The 17316-nt window shown below is 62.7% G+C and carries 23 protein-coding genes; 8 read left to right on the plus strand and 15 right to left on the minus strand.

Annotated features, from left to right (window positions below):
- Positions 1–20: 20 nt before the first annotated feature.
- On the plus strand, positions 21–755 hold the full coding sequence (locus V1283_RS05385; protein WP_334385412.1) for a TetR/AcrR family transcriptional regulator: 735 nt from the start codon (positions 21–23) through the stop codon (positions 753–755).
- A 145-nt stretch (positions 756–900) separates the two neighbouring features.
- Here the strand turns inward: V1283_RS05385 and V1283_RS05390 are convergent, their stop codons facing one another.
- The 6 genes from V1283_RS05390 to V1283_RS05415 form a co-directional block, all read right to left on the minus strand.
- On the minus strand, positions 901–1452 hold the full coding sequence (locus tag V1283_RS05390; protein ID WP_334385413.1) for a DsrE family protein: 552 nt from the start codon (positions 1450–1452) through the stop codon (positions 901–903).
- A 38-nt stretch (positions 1453–1490) separates the two neighbouring features.
- A complete protein-coding gene (locus tag V1283_RS05395; RefSeq protein WP_334385414.1) occupies positions 1491–2150 on the minus strand; it encodes a hypothetical protein in 660 nt (219 codons plus the stop codon).
- Positions 2147–3118, minus strand: coding sequence for a TAXI family TRAP transporter solute-binding subunit (locus V1283_RS05400; RefSeq protein WP_334385415.1), 972 nt, complete (start codon positions 3116–3118; stop codon positions 2147–2149). The genes V1283_RS05395 and V1283_RS05400 overlap by 4 nt, the downstream gene beginning before the upstream one ends.
- Positions 3119–3249: 131 nt before the next feature.
- A complete protein-coding gene (locus V1283_RS05405) occupies positions 3250–5157 on the minus strand; it encodes a hypothetical protein (protein ID WP_334385416.1) in 1908 nt (635 codons plus the stop codon).
- A 217-nt stretch (positions 5158–5374) separates the two neighbouring features.
- On the minus strand, positions 5375–5728 hold the full coding sequence (locus V1283_RS05410) for a hypothetical protein (RefSeq protein ID WP_334385417.1): 354 nt from the start codon (positions 5726–5728) through the stop codon (positions 5375–5377).
- A gap of 108 nt (positions 5729–5836) precedes the next feature.
- Positions 5837–6457, minus strand: a complete 621-nt coding sequence (locus V1283_RS05415; protein WP_334385418.1) for a hypothetical protein — start codon at positions 6455–6457, stop codon at positions 5837–5839.
- A gap of 152 nt (positions 6458–6609) precedes the next feature.
- Between V1283_RS05415 and V1283_RS05420 the strand changes: the two genes are divergently transcribed.
- Entirely contained in the window at positions 6610–7374 is a 765-nt protein-coding gene (locus tag V1283_RS05420) for an SET domain-containing protein (protein ID WP_334385419.1), read from the plus strand.
- Positions 7375–7378: 4 nt separating this feature from the next.
- Here the strand turns inward: V1283_RS05420 and V1283_RS05425 are convergent, their stop codons facing one another.
- On the minus strand, positions 7379–7702 hold the full coding sequence (locus tag V1283_RS05425; RefSeq protein ID WP_334385420.1) for a DUF6522 family protein: 324 nt from the start codon (positions 7700–7702) through the stop codon (positions 7379–7381).
- On the minus strand, positions 7699–8127 hold the full coding sequence (locus V1283_RS05430; RefSeq protein ID WP_334385421.1) for an RrF2 family transcriptional regulator: 429 nt from the start codon (positions 8125–8127) through the stop codon (positions 7699–7701). The genes V1283_RS05425 and V1283_RS05430 overlap by 4 nt, the downstream gene beginning before the upstream one ends.
- 83 nt (positions 8128–8210) lie before the next feature.
- Here V1283_RS05430 and V1283_RS05435 point away from each other — a divergent pair, with 83 nt between their 5' ends.
- Positions 8211–8681: a group III truncated hemoglobin gene (locus V1283_RS05435; RefSeq protein ID WP_334385422.1), complete on the plus strand. Its 471-nt coding sequence runs from the start codon at positions 8211–8213 to the stop codon at positions 8679–8681.
- Positions 8681–8815 (plus strand): hypothetical protein, encoded by a 135-nt coding sequence (locus V1283_RS05440; RefSeq protein WP_334385423.1) that lies wholly within the window; start codon positions 8681–8683, stop codon positions 8813–8815. The genes V1283_RS05435 and V1283_RS05440 overlap by 1 nt, the downstream gene beginning before the upstream one ends.
- 13 nt (positions 8816–8828) lie before the next feature.
- Here the strand turns inward: V1283_RS05440 and V1283_RS05445 are convergent, their stop codons facing one another.
- Positions 8829–9305 carry a MarR family winged helix-turn-helix transcriptional regulator gene (locus tag V1283_RS05445; RefSeq protein WP_334385424.1) on the minus strand — a complete coding sequence of 159 codons (477 nt, stop codon included), beginning with the start codon at positions 9303–9305 and terminating at the stop codon, positions 8829–8831.
- A gap of 155 nt (positions 9306–9460) precedes the next feature.
- Between V1283_RS05445 and V1283_RS05450 the strand changes: the two genes are divergently transcribed.
- A complete protein-coding gene (locus V1283_RS05450; RefSeq protein WP_334385425.1) occupies positions 9461–10552 on the plus strand; it encodes an FAD-dependent oxidoreductase in 1092 nt (363 codons plus the stop codon).
- Positions 10553–10618: 66 nt separating this feature from the next.
- Here V1283_RS05450 and V1283_RS05455 read toward each other — a convergent pair whose 3' ends face one another.
- On the minus strand, positions 10619–11017 hold the full coding sequence (locus tag V1283_RS05455; RefSeq protein ID WP_334385426.1) for a hypothetical protein: 399 nt from the start codon (positions 11015–11017) through the stop codon (positions 10619–10621).
- A gap of 42 nt (positions 11018–11059) precedes the next feature.
- Positions 11060–11281 (minus strand): hypothetical protein, encoded by a 222-nt coding sequence (locus V1283_RS05460; protein WP_334385427.1) that lies wholly within the window; start codon positions 11279–11281, stop codon positions 11060–11062.
- Positions 11282–11382: 101 nt separating this feature from the next.
- Here V1283_RS05460 and V1283_RS05465 point away from each other — a divergent pair, with 101 nt between their 5' ends.
- Positions 11383–12207: a helix-turn-helix domain-containing protein gene (locus V1283_RS05465; protein WP_334385428.1), complete on the plus strand. Its 825-nt coding sequence runs from the start codon at positions 11383–11385 to the stop codon at positions 12205–12207.
- 237 nt (positions 12208–12444) lie between these two features.
- Here the strand turns inward: V1283_RS05465 and V1283_RS05470 are convergent, their stop codons facing one another.
- Both V1283_RS05470 and V1283_RS05475 read right to left on the minus strand, forming a co-directional pair.
- Complete coding sequence (locus V1283_RS05470; RefSeq protein ID WP_334385429.1) at positions 12445–12897, minus strand: hypothetical protein; 453 nt, start codon at positions 12895–12897, stop codon at positions 12445–12447.
- A gap of 335 nt (positions 12898–13232) precedes the next feature.
- Entirely contained in the window at positions 13233–13415 is a 183-nt protein-coding gene (locus tag V1283_RS05475) for a hypothetical protein (RefSeq protein WP_334385430.1), read from the minus strand.
- 165 nt (positions 13416–13580) lie between these two features.
- Between V1283_RS05475 and V1283_RS05480 the strand changes: the two genes are divergently transcribed.
- Together V1283_RS05480 and V1283_RS05485 are read left to right on the plus strand one after the other, a co-directional pair.
- Entirely contained in the window at positions 13581–14246 is a 666-nt protein-coding gene (locus V1283_RS05480; RefSeq protein ID WP_334385431.1) for a DsbA family oxidoreductase, read from the plus strand.
- A gap of 99 nt (positions 14247–14345) precedes the next feature.
- Positions 14346–14984, plus strand: coding sequence for an NIPSNAP family protein (locus tag V1283_RS05485; RefSeq protein WP_334385432.1), 639 nt, complete (start codon positions 14346–14348; stop codon positions 14982–14984).
- 103 nt (positions 14985–15087) lie between these two features.
- Here V1283_RS05485 and V1283_RS05490 read toward each other — a convergent pair whose 3' ends face one another.
- Together V1283_RS05490 and V1283_RS05495 are read right to left on the minus strand one after the other, a co-directional pair.
- Positions 15088–16032 carry a cupin-like domain-containing protein gene (locus V1283_RS05490; RefSeq protein ID WP_334385433.1) on the minus strand — a complete coding sequence of 315 codons (945 nt, stop codon included), beginning with the start codon at positions 16030–16032 and terminating at the stop codon, positions 15088–15090.
- Positions 16033–17229 carry a GNAT family N-acetyltransferase gene (locus V1283_RS05495; protein WP_334385434.1) on the minus strand — a complete coding sequence of 399 codons (1197 nt, stop codon included), beginning with the start codon at positions 17227–17229 and terminating at the stop codon, positions 16033–16035.
- Positions 17230–17316: the final 87 nt, after the last annotated feature.

Genomic DNA, 17316 nt, shown 5'->3' on the forward strand with positions numbered 1-17316 from the left:
TTGCGGCTATAAGGAGTCGTATGGCAAGAACATCTCGAGAAACCAGAACGATCCGTCCCACTGCGCGGCGCAGGCCGGCAAAACCCGTGGCGGAAAGGGCAGCCAGTCAGCGTCGCCGGGCAGCCGGCGAGACGCCTTATCATCACGGCGATCTGCACGACGCCTTGCTCGCCGCCGCCGAGCGGGTGCTGGAACGCGACGGGTTGCCGGGCCTGACCTTGCGGGCCGTGGCGCGCGAGGCCGGCGTGTCGCATGCCGCGCCGACCCATCATTTCGGCGATCTCACCGGGTTGCTCAGCGAGCTCGCGGCCATCGGCTTCCGCCGCTTCAACGAGGCCATGATTGCAGCTCGCAATAGTGAAACCCATCCGCTGATGAAGGGGATGGCCAACGCGAAGGCCTATGTCGCCTACGCCCAGGCGAGTCCCGGCATGTTCAGTCTGATGTTCCGCAACGAACGGATCGACATGACGCGGCCATCGCTGCACGAGGCGGCGACCGCCTCCTTCGAGGGCCTGGCGAGTGCGGTCGGTGCCGGCCGCAACGAAAGACTCGCTGGCGAGGCGCTGGAGGCAATCTCGCTCGACCAGGCCGCGGCGATCGCGCGCGCGTGGTCGCTGGTGCACGGCTTCGCCTCGCTGCTGCTCGACGGGCGGCTGAAGGACATCCTGCACCGGCTGCCGGAAGGCACCGGCGTCGATCAACTGCTACATGCGATGCTGCTCTCGACCGTCGCCCGGCCGCCGGGGGCTTGATACTCCCTGCCGGAGCTTGGGTTAGCAAGCGGGCAGGGCGCGCAGTTCTCGCGCTACATTGCGCCGAAATGCCAGGGCCCGCAGCAGTGGCGCTTGCAAACGATGGCGCGGCGCCGGCCCACAATGGTCCGCTTGCGACCGTGCGTCAGGGCTTTACATACGACCAGCCCTTCTCCTGCAATTCCATCACGCGCACAACGCCGGACTGCACGATTTGCGCCTGCGGAATGATTGGAATGTCCTTGCCCTCCGCCTTGCGCATGTTTTCCTGGGTATTGCCGCAGGCTTTGAAGGAGATTTCCGGCGTGCTCAACGCGAGCACCTCGATCCGCGCCTTCACCGGCGAGGTGTCGTCACGCAGCATGTGCAAGCCAGGGCCGAAAGTGACGACCTCGATCGACACCTTCTCGCCGAGGCCCTTGTAGTATTGCGCGACGTTCGTCGCATTGTTGAGTGCGAGATTCATCATCGCTGGTTCGTTGGTGTTTACCTGCAGGACAAGGTTGTGCAACTTCTTGTCAGCAACGGCCTGCTTCTGCGCTGTCGCTTGCTTCGTCGTCGGCGCCGCCGTTGATCGCGCCGCGACGATCTGCGGCCTTGTTGGTTTCTTCGCCGGCTCCGCCGCCGATGACGGCGCGAGGATGAGCACCATTACGACTCCCATCGCCGCTCTGACAGCATTTTCAAATTTGATCATCACGCATCTCCCTTGAACGGTTCCCTGTTCGTTGCCCCTTAGTTGCGTGGCGCGGCAATGGCTTGCGGCCATCTGCATGCCGCAGCCAGCTTTTCTCGCACCATCTTCAATCCGCCGATCGAAAAATTCCCCTCGCGGGCGACACCCGTTCGGGGAGAAAGGCGAACGGTGACCTCGCCCTCCTCGGGGAGCGACTGCAACAAGCGCACGACATCGCCCTTGAATGCGACGCCGGTTCCAAACGATGGCGCGCCTGCCGCAGCTTGCACCGGCTGATCGCCATTGACGCGATAGAACATGGTGTAATCTCCGCCGCGGCCAGAGATGGCCGGTCCGGCGACCACAAGTTCAGTGCGGCCATTGCGACAGTAAATGGAGAGCTGCATCGCGGAGCCTTCCGTGCCGCCACGAGACGGTGTGACGGCCACGACGAGCGGCATATAGTCCACAGGCGATGTCGTCTCGCTAATAGTCCAGTTGCCGACCGCCGGCGCCGGGCGCGCCGGCTGCGCGGGATGCGCCGGCTGCGCCGGGGGTCCTATGCTGCGCGACAGCCGGTCCAGGCATTTCAGCCGCTCTGCGCGCTCCATCAGGGAACAGTCGCGAAGTTGCGCCAATGGATCGCTCGTGCCTTGTGCGAGAGCAATTCCACTCGCCAGCTCGAAGGCGACAAACAGGGGGATCGCAGCGGTCCTCATTGCGATGCCTGCTTTCCACGCGCCTGACGATCCAGCCATGCCTGCGCCGATGAGGAGCGGGCTAATCCGGGGACCGTCGCAGCAAGGTTGATCGATTTCCATTTCGGGTCGAAGCCAGGCGCCTGCAGCCTGTCGATCCGGGAAAAGAGGTAATCGACAAAGCGCGCGACGCGCTGATAGCGATTCGACTGCGCCGGCCAATTGAAGGCGACCAGAACGGTCGGCACCGCGATCGTCGACACGCGTTCGCCCTGCTTGATCAGATTGGGATATTCGGTCGGCTCCAGCACTGCGGGAAGATAGTAATCCTCGAACTTGCTCTCGTAAGCGACCGGAAGGAACTTGAAGCCGGGCTCCCAGCGCCCACGCAGAAAAGCGTCAACCGGCTTCGAGGTGATGAAAACGACGGCGGCCATTTCACCCTTGCGCATCTGCTCCAGCGCGACCTGATGCGGAATGAAGGTCTTTTCGACGTTGATGCCGAGGCGGCTGAAGATCAGCGGTCCCGAATAGGCGGCGGCCGTGCCCAGGGTGTTGAAATTCACTTTCTTGCCGGCGAGATCCTGCAGGCTGGCAATCTCCGGCCGAACGAAGATATGAAGTTCCGACGGGAAGAGGTTGAGAAGGTAGACGATCCGGTGCTGAAGCTCAGGCGCCTGAACTTTGTACTCTTCGAGCGCGTCGGAATTGATGATCGCCATGTCGACGCCACGCAGATAGAGCAGCGCATTCATATTTTCCGTGGCCCCTCGGGTCACGATTGGCAGCACAAGCATGTTCGGCCCGTCGTCGACGACGCGGGCGATTTCGGTAGCAAGACGGATGGGGGCGCCCTCCAACAGGCCGCCGGCGATGCCGACCGTCCAGGCATTCATCCGCTCTTTTTGTGTCTCGTACGGTGAGCCACTTCGCAGCGGGCGGGCGCTCTGTGCCTGTGCGTCGCCATCGGCAAGCTGAGGTGCCAGCATGACTGGCGCCAAAATGCTGAGCACGAGCAATAAGTGTGATCTAAAAAAAGTACTCATCTACAAACTCCTCTTGCGTCAAACTCGGCTTTCAACTGCCATACCCCAGCTGCCCGATGAAGATGTAAATCATCTCACCGAGACAGCGCGTCGAATCGATTCTTGGCCTCCTGAATTCCGCCGGCATGAGCCTTGGCATAGAGTTCGCGCGCTTTCGTCACTTCGCCGCGCGTTCCGTATGTCCCCCATACGGACAGAATGACCGGATCATACGTCTCCGCGAGCATGAAGCTCGCCTGTGCGCTGCCCGTCTCAGCAGCGCGTTCGAGTACGATCCGTGCCGCACCGACATTGCCCTGCGCAAGCAGCGTGCTGGCGCGCGCCATCAACCTGGCCGCTTCCGGATTACGTTGCGCGTCTGAGGACACTGCCTGTACTGAAGCGGTTGTCTCGGCAGCGAGCGTCGCCTGGGCGATTGAGCTGTTTGCAATCGGCCCAGGCGCAGCGCGCGCATCGATCGCGCGCTGCTTCATTGTCGGTCCGCGCGATATTGTCTTGGTCCTGTCGCGCTCGTGCTGCAGCTCTGCCGTCATCTGTTCCGCAGTCTGCTTGAACTTCGCCGCATCATCGCGCGCCTTGGTCAGCTGCGCTGCGTTCGCCTGGATTTCGCGGCGAGCGATCGCGAGTTCGCGCGACAGCGCCTCGGCGCTTTCGCGCTCTTTCTGCTGTTCGGCCGCGGTTCGTTCCGCAGTCTGCTTGAACTGCGCCGCATCATCGCGCGCCTTGATCAGCTGCGCTGCGTTGGCCTCGATTTCGCGGCGCGCCATCGCGAGTTCGCGCGACAGAGCCTCGGCACTGTCGTGCTCTTTCTGCTGTTCCGTCGTCGTCCTTTCCGCAGTCTGCTTGAACTTCGCCGCATCGTCGCGCGCCGTGGTCAACTGCGCTGCGTTGGCCTCGATTTCGCGGCGCGCCATCGCGTGTGCGCGCGACAGTACCTTGGCCCAGTCGCGCTCTTGCTGCAGCTCCGCCGTCGTCCTTTCCGCAGTCTGCTTGAACTGCGCCGCATCATCGCGCGCCGTGGTCAGCTGCGCCGCGTTGGTCTCGATTTCGCGGCGCGCCATCGCGAGTTCGCGCGACAGAGCCTCGGCACTGTCGTGCTCTTTCTGCTGTTCCGCCGCCATCCTTTCCGCAGTCTGCCTGAACTGCGCCGCATCATCGCGCGCCTTGGTCAGCATCGCCGCGTTGGCCTCGATTTCGCGGCGCGTCGCCGCCAGCTCGTTCGCCAGCGCGGCTCCGCGAGCGCGTTCCTCTTGAAGCGCCTGGCGTTGTTGCTCGGTGCTTGCCGGCTGTTCCTGTCGTGCGGCGGTGGCCTCCAGTGCGAGACCCGTTGTTTTTTCGCGCTCGTGTTCGAGCGATTGTGCGGACTTCACAGCGGAAGGCGTCCGCAGTTGCAGATTGGATCCGTCGATCGCGTTGCGAGCCTCGGCAGCTTCATTCGCCAGAATTTCTGGACGCGGCTCCTTCTCCAAAAATTGTCCCGCCTCCGGCGCGGCCGCCTTCACCGCCTGCTTGAGCTGCGGAGTTTTCTGCGCTCCGTGATCGGCTTTGGTCTGCTGTTGTTGCCCAAATAGGTCGGTCTTCCGCGGCTCCGGACCCGCCAACCGGGTCGCTTGCTCAACGGTCTGCCCGCCGATCGCGCCGACGATATCCTGCTGACCGGCGTTTCCCGCCACCCAGGTGGCGACCTCGGCGCGGAAATACAGGCCGGTCAGCGCCGCCGCAATGAACGCTGCGGTGATGGAGAAAGCTGCAAATCGTCGACGCGCACGGCCGGCGTGAGAGGAGGGGTGCGATGGTTGAAGATATCGATCGTGCGGCAGCGGCTGCCAATGCGTCGGCGTGATCTTGCTTGGCTCGCCGTTTTCACTGATCCATTCGCCCGCCTCAGGCGACCAGTGCGCGACATCAAAAATCCCACACACATCATCCTCAAGGATGATGGCCTCTTGGCCCTTGGGTGCGCTCTCGATCGTTTGGCGCATAAAAACGCCTACTCTGATGGTACTATTTTCTGAAGTAATACCGGACTAACACTTCTCCATTTCCAATAGGAAAGCCTATTCCACGCGCAGCACAGCCTCAAGCACCCAGAAGTTGGGAAACGCGGTGGAATCACGCGCGAATTCGTCCGTGGTTTTACGGGCATGTTCGTCGGCGTCGGGATGGACCTGCGCGGCGACGATGCCGATGGTGTGCCGCTCAGCAACCCCTGCAAATCTTGGTTTGTCGCGCGAGCCTGGCGTCGGCCTCGGCGTCTTCGTTGGGCTGCCGCGTCCACTCGTCGTAGCGCGCTTTGACGTCTGACCCGGCTGAGGCTTCCCTGGGCGGGGCGCCATTCAGCGGGCCGAGAATGATCTCGCGATTGCGGGCTGTCTTTCGCTTTTGCGGCCGTTTTTCCTGGCCCGGTTCGTCGTTTGCCGTCGGCGCATCGCCCAACCCGTCCCAGGCGATCGGCGCGCCCGGGGTCGTCGAGGTGGCGCAGCCGGTGCCGGACGCGCAGCAGCCGGAGAGGGCGGCGCCGGCAACCAGCAGAACCATGAATCTCGTTAGCATCGTTGCTCCGGTGTGGCCGACGTTAAAACCCGTGACGTGAGAATATCAGGCACTGAAGGCTGTAGCTTTGACGTTATTACGGCGAAAACACGCCGGCCGCGGGCTGCATTAGCGCTTTGCAAGGCTGACGGCGGAGCCCTTTTCACCGATCACCTTCACTTCGTCCTTCCCGCACTTGAAATCACGGGCAAATTCGTCCGCCGCCTGGCGCGCGAGCTCGTTGGCATTGCGTTTGGCCTGGCCGTCGATATAGGCGACATGGCAGACCGGCCCCGGCGGCAGCCGCGTCACGGCTAGCATCGGTTTTGAGGTCGGGCTTCCCGCCTTGTCCGGGTCGTTGTTGTCGGCGATCAGCCAGCGCTGAATGATCGCGAACGGCTTGCCATCCACCGCCCGCCATTCGACGGTGGGAGCGGTGGAATTGAAGGGGGCAAACCAGGCCTCCGCGGCCGGCTCCTTGCTGGCGGCTATGCGGTCGGGTCCGACCGAGACGGTTTGGCGCAGATCGTCCTCGCTGATCACCACCACCAGCCCCGATTTGCCGGGGCACACCTGGGTCGTGCTGCCGTTGTCCCCGGGCTTGCCGATGGTGCGGCAGTCCTTCGCCTCTGATGATGTGTAGCTGCTGCTGAATGTTTGGGCGCTGGCCGGTGAAATCAGGCCAAATGCAGCCGCGAATAGTGCCGTGGCGGCCGGCACGATGGCTTGCCGATGGGAAACACGTTTCATCTGCACTTCTCGCATGGAACCTCCAGGATCAGACGTGCGCAATCTGGGGAAGGTTCATGGCAAAGGTGCGAAACACCTGACATTGCCGCGGAATCGTTCTAGAAGAGCGGCTCGCAATTCCGTCGTCCCGAGCGTGCAGTCAATCAGTCGTCATGCCCTCCATACCTTCGAATAAGCCTTATCGCGTCGGCCGCTCCCCTACCGGACTTGGCCTTTTCGCCACCAAACCGATCAAGAAGGGCACCAAAATCATCCGCTATTTTGGGCCGCTGCTGGATTCGAAGAAGAAAAAAGACGACGCGATCGAGAACAAATACCTGTTCGAGCTGAACGACCGTTGGACCATCGACGGCTCGGTGCGCAAGAACATCGCCCGTTACATCAACCACGCCTGCAAGCCCAACGCGGAATCCGACGTTCGCCCACGCAAGCGCAAGGTGTTCATCCGCGCCATCAAGAGCATCGAGCCGGGCGAGGAGATCAATTACGATTACGGCACCGATTATTTCAAAGCCTATCTGAAGCCGATCGGCTGCAAATGCGCGGCCTGCGAAAAGAAGCGCAAGAAACAGCGCGCCGAGGCGCGGGCGGAGAAGGCCCGGCTGAAGGCGAAGGCCGAGCGGAAAGCGCTGAAGAAGGCGGAAAAGCTGGCCAAGGCCAAGGAGAAGGCTAAAGCGAAGCTGAAGGAAAAGGCTGAGCGGAAGGCGAAGGTGACGCTCAAGCTGAAGGGCCATTCGCTCAATGGCAAGTCGCTCAACGGCAGGTCGCTCAACGGCAAACGTCTGAACGGCAACAGCCGCGTCAGGGTTGCCGGCAAGAAATCCGTCGGCAGCAAGCAGCCGGCTTCCGCGCCTGCTTCGGTCCTTGAGGCTCAGCCCGCTGCTATCGCCTTTGAGGCTCAGCCCACCGCCATCTGAAGTCTCATCCGCCGGTCTTGTGCACCGATTTCGGCAGCAACGAATCGCCGAAGTCGACCGCCGAGCGTTGAATGATCGCGCCTGTTTCATCGACCACGACGCGAAACCGCCGGTGTTCGGAGAAGAAGGTGAGGCGGTGCCGGCCGGAGTCGGCATCGACCCCACGCTCGGCAAGGCTCGTGATCCTGCCCGCGCGCATCTCTTCCTGCAGCAAAGACGGCGCCAGGCCGAGACCTTCCGCGACGATGGAGGCGTCGATCTGCACAGTGCCATCTTCGAACTCGATCGGTTTCATGAGTTGCACCTGAGTCTTCGTTGCGGCGGTCATGCGTGCGCCGGGCTCCGCATGGCCGGCGCGGGATAGGCGCACTCCGCCAGCGTCGTGGCGTCGAGCTCGCGCATGAAGGCTTCGCGGGCGGCAGCGAGTTTTGCTTTCAACCGGCAGCGCGGCTTCAGCACGCAATTGCCGCCATCCTCGCGAAAACATTCGACCAGCGGCGGCCCTTCCAGGGCGCGCACCACTTCGCCGATGGTGATCGACTGGGCGGGGCGGGCCAGCGTGAAGCCGCCGCCGACGCCGCGCTGGGTCGAGATGAAACCGCTATCCGCGAGGTCGCGCACCACCTTGGCCAGATGGTTGCGGGAAATGCCGAACTCGGCCGCGATCTCGTTGGTGGCGAACGACCGGCCCGGTTCGCCCGCCAACCGCATCAGCGCGCGCAAGGCAAAATCCGTGAATGACGTCAGGCGCATGGGAGATCCTCGAAAAGTTCTGCTTGCAAATCGACTATAGCCGGATAAATAGGTATTTGAAATACCTATTTAGGAGCGGCGAGATGGAAGCGATCGTGACAGGGCCGGAGCGGCGTGAGCGGATCACGGCCGGGATCATGGAACGGACGGGCATTGACGGGCCGATGATCGAGCGTCTGGTGCACGGCTTCTACGCCAAGGTCCGCGCCGATGCGGTGCTGGGGCCGATCTTCGATGTCAGGATCAAGGATTGGGAGCCGCATCTGGCGCAGATGTGCGCGTTCTGGTCATCGGTCGCTTTGATGACGAGCCGCTACCACGGCACGCCGATGGCCAAGCATCTGCCGCTGCCGGTCGACGCCGATCATTTCGACCGCTGGCTCGAGCTGTTCGAGACGACTGCCCGCGAGATCTGTCCGCCCGAGGCGGAAGCGCATTTCGTGGAACGGGCGCGGCGGATCGCGGCGAGCCTCGAACTCGGCATCGCAGGCGGGCAGGGCGTCATGCTCGGCAACGGGCAAAGATTTCGGCGCAATCAGGCAGGAGCAGTGTGATGGCTAATCGTGCGCATGTCGCGACCAGCAAGGAGCAGGCCGATCCTTACGCCGGCAGCAGCCTGGTGCCGATGCTCGTCATTGGGTTGGTGCTGACTTTTGCCGGGATGATCGCCGCCGTGCTGTTGAGCTAAGGATGCGCGCGTTCTATGGCTCCTCGGCGCGATCGATCGCCACTTGTTCGTGCTGCGCGGTCCGCTCCAGATTGCCAATCAAGCGCTGAAGCAAATCGATCAGCGTCTTGACCTCGTCGTCGCTCATGCCTGCAAGCGCCATTTCATTGCCGGCATCAACGGCCGCATCGACTTCCGGAAGTATTCCCAGCGCTTTGCGGGTGATTGAGATCAGGCTGCTGCGACCGTCAGCGGGATCGGGACTGCGCTTGATCATGCCGTCACGCTCAAGTCGCGACAGCAATTGAGCCATGCTCGGCTGCTCGATCCGGGCGCACAGCGCCAGCTCCTTCTGGGCAAGCTTTTGTCCCGTCCTCAACATGCTGAGAACGGGGAAGCTGGCGACGCCGAGCCCTAGCGGCCGGAATTTGATGTCCGCGAGCCGGAGCATCAGTCGCGCCGCTCTGTTGATGAGATATCCCGGCCGTTCGTGTTGCGCCCATTTTCGCATCATATTCTCTTGCATAGGGTCCTATACAAAATCGATAGGCTCCTATATATAGCCCGATTGAACCCTGAAGGATAGGCTCGCTCAAAGAGAGATCGTGGGGCCAACGTCAGTTGCGGCGCCAAACGATTGGCTCTTCCAACACGAAAGCAACAACCATGATCACGATTGTGGGCGCCGGATTGGGCGGCCTCACGCTGGCGAACGTGCTGCATAGGAACGGGATCACGGCAGTCGTCTATGACGCGGATATCTCGGCCGCTTCCCGACCACAGGGCGGCATGCTCGATATTCATCAGGAGACCGGACAGGCGGCGCTGCAGGCCGCCGGTCTGCTTGAGGCTTTTGGCAAGCTCACCTTGGAACATGGCGATGCCATGCGCATTCTTGACAAGACCGGCGCCGTGCGAATGACGCATGACGGCGATGGGTTGCGACCGGAAATCGACCGCGGCGCGTTGCGCAATCTGCTTCTTTCTTCTCTGCGTCCGGACCTTGTTCGCTGGAATGCGCAGGTGACCGGAATCAGCAGGGAGGCAAGCGGGTTCAAATTATCGTTCGCTGATGGCCGCGTCGCGACGACGGAAATCCTGATCGGCGCTGACGGGGCGTGGTCGAGGGTCCGCCCGCTGGTATCGGAAGCGAGCCCGTTCTATTCCGGCATCAGCTTCGTCGAACTGCGTTATCTGGACGCCGACCGGAAGCACCTGACAGCGGCCGCCCTCGTTGGCAAGGGATTGATGTTCGCGCTCTCGGACGAACGAGGCATCTTCGGGCATCGCGAGCCCAACAACGAATTGTGCGTCTATGCCGCGCTCAAGGTTCCGGCCGATTGGTCGAGGCAGCCAATTTCCCGCGACCTGTTGCACCAGCATTTTCACGGCTGGCACGCTGATTTTCACGAGGTGCTGGCCAACAGCGATGGTGACTTGGTGCCGCGATCAATCTGGATGTTGCCGGAAGGGCATAGCTGGCCGCGTACATCAGGTGTGACGCTGCTCGGGGATGCCGCTCACCTGATGTCGCCCTTCGCCGGAGAAGGGGCAAATCTGGCCATGATCGACGGGGCGGACCTCGCCAGGGCCATCATCGCGCATCCCAACGACATCGAACGCGCTTTTGCCGCCTACGAAGCCACGATGTTCCCGCGGGCGCGGGAGGCGGCTGCGGAATCCGCAGCCGGTCTCGAACTCGCGTTTGAAGCCAATGCCCCGCAGGCGATGCTCGATTTCTTTACGCCAAAGGGATGAAATGATCGCGCGTCGGCCGCCGCAAAGTTAGGCTTCGCGGCGGCGGAAAGGCGAGGATCGGCAAGCTCAGGCCGTCACCACGCCGTCGCTCCTGCGCAGCCCGACATATTGCAGCTCGGCAAATACGCCGGTGGCGATCGCCTGTGCGACGGTAACGAGTTGCCCGAGCAGGTTCGGCGAAACTGCGCCCGAGAACAGCAGCGCGAAGCTGCCGAGCGTCCAGGCCGCGTTGCCTACGATGACAAGCAGCACCAGCGCCTTCGGCACCGATGACCGTGAAGCGAGCCAGCCGACCAGCGCGGTATAGGCGATCAGGAATAGCCCGGTCTCCCGCAGCAACGCTTCCGGCAGGTTGAGGAAGGGGGCCAGCATGCCGGCGCCGAGCGCAAGCCCGACGGCTGATACGCCGCTGAAGATGGCGTCGGCGAGCAGGGCGCGGCTCAGGAACGTGGACGGATGGATCATGGCAGTTCTCCTTTGCTTGGGGGACTTTGGGCGGGGAAGGGATCAGCGCTGCAGTAGCGACCGGAGCTGACGCATCAGCCGCATCGGGCAGAGCGCCTTGCCGACCCTGTTTTCGATCGTCTGCACCTGCACGAACACGAAGACGCCGGTGTCGCGCACCAAAGGTTGCGGCATGTTCAGCGAACGCGCCAGCAACCAGGTGGCCAGATTGACCACCCAGGGGATCACGGCGGTGACGAGGCGGAAGAGGGAAAGCATCAGCATGGGTCATCTCCTGTGCCGCCTAAGATGATCCAGCCCGTGATCTGTTTCGATTACCTCGGACGTAATGGAATGGGTGAAATTCGCATGATAGGTTTTCCACCATGAACGCACACGCTGCCACGGCGCGAGCCGAACGAACCCAGCCCGTCCATATCGGCGATCACCTGCGCGAATGGCGCCAGCGACGTCACTTAAGCCAGCTCGATCTGGCCGGGGATGCAGAAATCTCGGCGCGTCACCTCAGTTTCGTCGAAACCGGCCGCGCCGCGCCGTCGCGCGAAATGGTGCTGAAGCTCGCCGAGCGATTGGAGGTTCCCTTGCGTGAACGCAACGTGCTCCTGGTCGCGGCGGGGTTTGCGCCGGCCTTTCCGCAGCGCTCGCTCGACGATCCCGCGCTCAAATCGGCGCGGCAGGCGATCGACCTTGTCTTGAAAGCCCACGAACCGAATCCGGCGCTGGCCTATGACCGGCACTGGAATCTGGTGACAGCCAACCGCATGGTGGCGCCGCTGCTCGAAGGCGTCCCGGCGCGGCTGCTCGGGCAGCCCTTCAACATCCTGCGGCTGGCCTTTCATCCCGAGGGCCTAGCGCCGCGTACGGTCAATCTCGCCGAATGGAGCGCGCATCTTTTGGAGCGATTGCACCGGCAATGCGAGGCGACGGCCGATCCCGAACTGCTGAAGCTGTACCAGGAATTGAAAGCCTACAGGATGCCGGCGCGTTCGGGCCCGGTCTCGGCCGACAATGTCGCGATCCCCTTCAAGCTGCGGAGCGCGGGCGGCGAGGTGCTGAGCTTCATCTCCACCACTATGGTGTTCGGCACACCAGTCGACATCACGCTGCAGGAGCTGGCGCTGGAAACCTTCTTCCCCGCCGACGATCTGACCGCCGAGCGGATGCGGCAGATCGCGGCTAGTCTCACCTGATGCGCAGTATGGGTAGAGCGCAGCGAAGCCCATCAGCGTCATAACCGGTATTGATGGATTTTCGCCATCGCTCGGCACACCGCAAGGCGTCACGCTGCAGGAATTGCGCGTGGAAATGTTCGTGCCAGCCGACGAAGGATCGGAAGCATTACTTGCAAAACTGGCGCGCGCGGTACCCGGACAAAGGGCGCTTCCGAGGTTACCCGCCAACCGGACCGTGCCCGGATAGGCGCGCGTTCACTTCTCTTTGGCTTTGGTTTCAATCCTGGCCGAAACTGCGATCTTTTCCTTCATTTCGGCGCAGGTTCTGCGTACCTGTGCGGTCACCAACGAGCAGTTCTCAATATGAAGGAAGACGCGCTTGGCCTCCTCGCGGTATCGCGCTGCGGTTTCCTTCAGCTCCTCGATCACGTTGAGCGCATCGCGGCTCATGGCCTCACATTGTTTGACGTGCCCGACCAGTTCAACGCCCAGGTCCTCGATGTCTTTCGCCGCCGCTTCATATTCGCGGACAACCGCTTCCGCCGAAAGCTTGCCGATCTCCGTGGCTCCGGCGCGATGCTCGACATAGTCGGGCATCGACAACTCCGGCGCACTTACGGAAGGCGGCGCGAAATCGGCCGGCTGGGATTCGCGAGTCGAGGGCAGTTTTCGAAATTCTTCCTCGATCTCGCGCTCGATATCGATCACATCAAAAATCGGCGGTTTTGTTGACTGCGACTGCGCCATGGCAATGCTCCAAAAACTTTTAGAATGCAGCCAAAACGGTTAGTTGCTCTGGGGAATCGAGCAACAGGATCTCCTTGGTAAGCTTGTTAGTTAAGCTTTACGTCCGCGGTGCGGGTTAATTCTGGAACCGCCAACGAGCCCCCGCGACCGCGGACATACGCCGCGCGCGGGCCGGCGGTAGTCAGGTGTTCGGAGGCGGTTTACCAAAACCTGCCCGGTAGCGAGGCCGACGTGATTCCGGAATGCGCACCGAGGCGGACCTCCGTCGATGGCTTCTTATTTGCGGGTTCGCAGGCTCATGACGCCTGAACCTGCGCAGCGCGCCGCTCGAAGGTCATCGCCTGCAGCACCTCGGCAAAAGCTCGCGCGTCATCAGCGCGGTGGTCGCGCTGCCCTGCAGCATCTCCGGCGACCAGGGGCCGCCCGCGTGCTCGGTAGCGCGAAACGGGGGGGCCTTCCAGCCTGAAAATGGCGGTCATTGCAGGGCTCGACGGTTCAAATCGATACGTGGCGTTCTAGAAACGCCGGCCGCCCGCCCGCCACAATAACCGCGGAGGTGAAGTGATACGAGACATGCGGCTATTGCCCTTGTCTCCCGGTCCGATCGGATTACCTTCCGGGCACCATTCTGCGAGGAGACCCCGATGAGCACCCAAAAACCCCTGAAGATCGACATCGTCTCCGACGTGGTCTGCCCGTGGTGCTATATCGGAAAACGCCGGATCGAGAATGCCCTGGCGCTGGTGCCTGATGTTCCCGTCGAAGTGCGCTGGCGGCCGTTCTTCCTCAATTCCTGGGTGCCGCGCGAGGGCATCAGCCGCGACGAATATCTCACCGCCAAATTCGGCTCGGTCGAAGCCTACAAGGGCATCGCCGGCCGCGTGGTGGCGGCGGCGGGCGAGGAGGGCCTGACCTATCGGCCCGAGCTCGTGAAACGTCAGCCGAACACCATCGATTGCCATCGCCTGATCCACTGGGCGGATGCGCAGGGCAAATCAGCCGAGATGAAGCAGCGCCTGATGGAATTGTATTTTCGCGACGGCGGTGACCTGACGGATGTCAACGTGCTGGTACAGGCGGCCGCCGATGTCGGCCTCGATGCCGACGACGTCCGCAAGCGCCTTGCCACCGACCAGGATGTCGCGCTGATCTCCAGCCAGGCGCAGGAAGCTTCCGACAAGGGTATCTCCGGTGTGCCGACCTTTGTGTTCGCACAGAAATACGCGGTCTCCGGCGCCCAGCCCGCCGACCAGCTCGCCCGTGCGATCCGTCAGGTGTCCGGCGAAATCAACGCGCAGGCGGCGGAGTAGCAGCGGCGTATCGGGTGAGGGGCCTCCTTCTGCAAGCGCAGTAGCGTTTGACGTGTGTTGCCCCTACAGAATCAACAACAAAAACCTAGGGGAGGCATCATGATCTACGAACTGCGAACCTACACCGTAAAGCCGGGCACGCTCGGCGACATGATCAAGGCCGCGAGCACGGTGTCGCGCGATATCCGCAAGGACGATTACGGCAAACTCGAAGGTTATTGGTCGACCGAGATCGGGCCGCTCAATCAGGTCCTGCATATGTGGAGCTACAAGGATTTCGAGGAGCGCGCGCGGATGCGGGCCGAACTTGCTAAGAACCCGCGCTGGACCGGCGAGTATGTGCCGTTGATCCGGCCCCTGCTGGTGCGTCAGGACGTCCGCCTGATGAACGCGGTGAGGCCGCCGGTTGCGCCGGCGTCGACGGGCAATGTCTACGAACTCCGCAACTATCGGGGCAAGCCTGCCGGTGGCCTGAAGCAGTGGATCGATGCGTTCACCGCGGTGCTGCCGGAGCGTGAGAAATATTCAAAGATCGTAGGCCTGTGGACGACCGAAGCAGGGCAGCCGAACGAGGCCTGCCACATCTGGGCCTATCCCAGCCTGAACGCCCGCGCCGAAGCCCGCGGCAACGCGATGAAGGATCCGGCCTGGCAGGAATTCCTCGGCAAGGGCCCTGGATTTCTCGAGGAGATGCACTCGACCATCATGCTGCCGGCACCGCATTCGCCGCTGCAGTGAGGTACTGACGTAGCCCGGATGGAGCGTAGCGCAATCCGGGTTATCGCATCCAGCTGCACCGGTCCCCGGGTTGCGCTCCGCTTCACCCGGGCTACGACTGCTACTACACGCCCTTCAAATAATAATTCGCCCGCTTGCCGAGCGCGATCCGCCGCAGCAAGCGGCGCATCGCCATCGAGGCGCGCAGCGGCTTGAGTGCCGTCGTTACCGTGCGATAGAACGCGAGTTTCAGCGCATCGAGCGCCGGCCGGTTGCCCGGCGGCTGCTGCGGCAGGCCGATGCCGCGCAGCATCGAATTGAAGAAGTGCAGATCGTTAAGCCGCCGCACTTCGCGCGTCTTCCAGGTGATCGCCATCGAGATCGAGAACGACCCTGCGGTGCGCACCCAGTGCGGCCATTGATACGGCACATAGCAGCCGTCGCCCGCGAACAGATGGAATTCCGTAGCCCGCGGCGCAAAGCTCTCGTCATATTTCAGGTTGCGATGCTTGGTCATCGAGCGCTCGATCTCGTCATCACTGACAATCGTGTGGTCGGTATTGTCGAAGATCGTGAAGAATTTTTCGCCGTGGATGTGAACGAAGAAATTGTCCTCGCTGTCGAGATGGAACGGCGTGGTCGAGTTCGGCGAGGACACGAACAGAAAACCCTCGACCTGCTCGAAGCCGGCATCGAGCAGGCTGCTGAAACCGCGGGCGCGGGCCACCGACAGCAGGGTGTCCTCCAGCAGCCGACGATACTCAGGCGAATTCTCCACGCGCTTGAGCACCATCCAGGCGCCGGCGGTTTCGATGCTCTTCACCACTTCGGTCGCGTCGAGGTCGATGGAGGGAATGGCGTCCGGATCCTGGCTGATTGCGACCTTGCCGGAATTGTATTCGATCAGGTCGCGCGGCAATTCAGAGGCCAATTGCGCGATACGCGGCAGCGTCAGCAGCGGGTGACCGGCGAGCTTGTGACGGATCGCGAACGGCTTGAACGGAAAATCGCGACGAAGCGCGTGATGATCGGCCGTAATCACGGGCGCGACGGCGGCGAGCGTATTCATTCAGGATTTTTCCTGCCGGGCTCGGAGGAAACGAACGATACGGCGTGCCGGCTCGCGGATCCTGCCACGCAAGCCGAGCGCGGCGCGGATCAGCGACACGACCGGATCGCGGCGTCGCAGGGGGATCAAGACGTCGCCGATCGCAAGGCGTCCGCGCCAGATCGGGTTGATCATGGGATGGTCGGGGGCGGCGGTGGAATCGACCAGGCGAATGGCCGGATCCGCGCAGAGATAGCGCGTCAATTCCAGCGTCAGCTGCACGCCCGGTGAAAATTTTGCAAAGCGCTCGTCGACGCCGAGCTTGAAGTAGAAGGCGCGGTCCTGATGGCGCAGCACGATGGCGGCCGCCACCGGCGTTTCGCCGGCCCGCAGGGTCACGATCTCGCACTGGCCGGTCTCGGCCAGCGCTGACGTGGCGCGCCGGACAAAGGCGGCATCGCCATCATCCTGGCTGAGCGCGGTGCCGCGCTGCCCCTTCCAGCCGCTGGCTTCCAGCATCAGGAATGTTTCAATCGCGGCAGCGACGTCGGCGGGCGTGTGCGCCACGTCAAAATTGACGGCTCCGTGCTCGGCGAGGCGATTGCGCTGACGTCGCAGTTCCTTCAGCTTCTTCGCGCCCAGGGCATCGCGAAGCATTTCGTCGGCGTCGCACGTCGCGTCGAGGCAGGCGCGGACATGCGATTGCAGCACCAGCGGCGCGATGCCGTCGCGGCCAAGCACGTCGGCAAAGGCCTTCATGGCCGCGCCATCAAGCGAGGTGGCGCGGAAGATCAGTGCGTGCGCGCCGGCCCGGCGGGCCTGCTCCATAATATTGCTAACGGCATCTTCTGCCATGTCGCGATCGAGCATCGGCGTGCAAAGCGTGCCATAGGGATCGGCGCTGACCAAAGCGGGCAGCGGGATCTTGTAGGCGCGCCACATCGAGATCACGGGCATCAGGCCGATCAGGGTGGATGCATCACGCCACGCGCCGAGCGCGGCGGCATCGAGGCGGCCCGGCGCCGAAGCGTTCACCGCCAATTCCCATTCGGGCAAATAATAGCCGTTCGGCTCGGCGGTGCGCGTCGAGAGCGCGCGCCATTGGCTTACAGAAATGCCGGCGAGCGGCGTCAACGCTCCGCCGGAGCGTGGCGCGTGTGCGTTCGCGTCCTTGTTCGATGCACGACGAGCTGTCGATGTGTCGGCAATGTCAGCCACTTCCCCGTATCCCCGTTCGCGATTTATGTGGCTGACGGCACCATGAGGGGCCGCCTGGCCATCGCGTTCACGGGGCGACGGTAATGG

The sequence above is a fragment of the Bradyrhizobium sp. AZCC 2262 genome, assembly GCF_036924535.1.
Classification (GTDB): Bacteria; Pseudomonadota; Alphaproteobacteria; order Rhizobiales; family Xanthobacteraceae; genus Bradyrhizobium.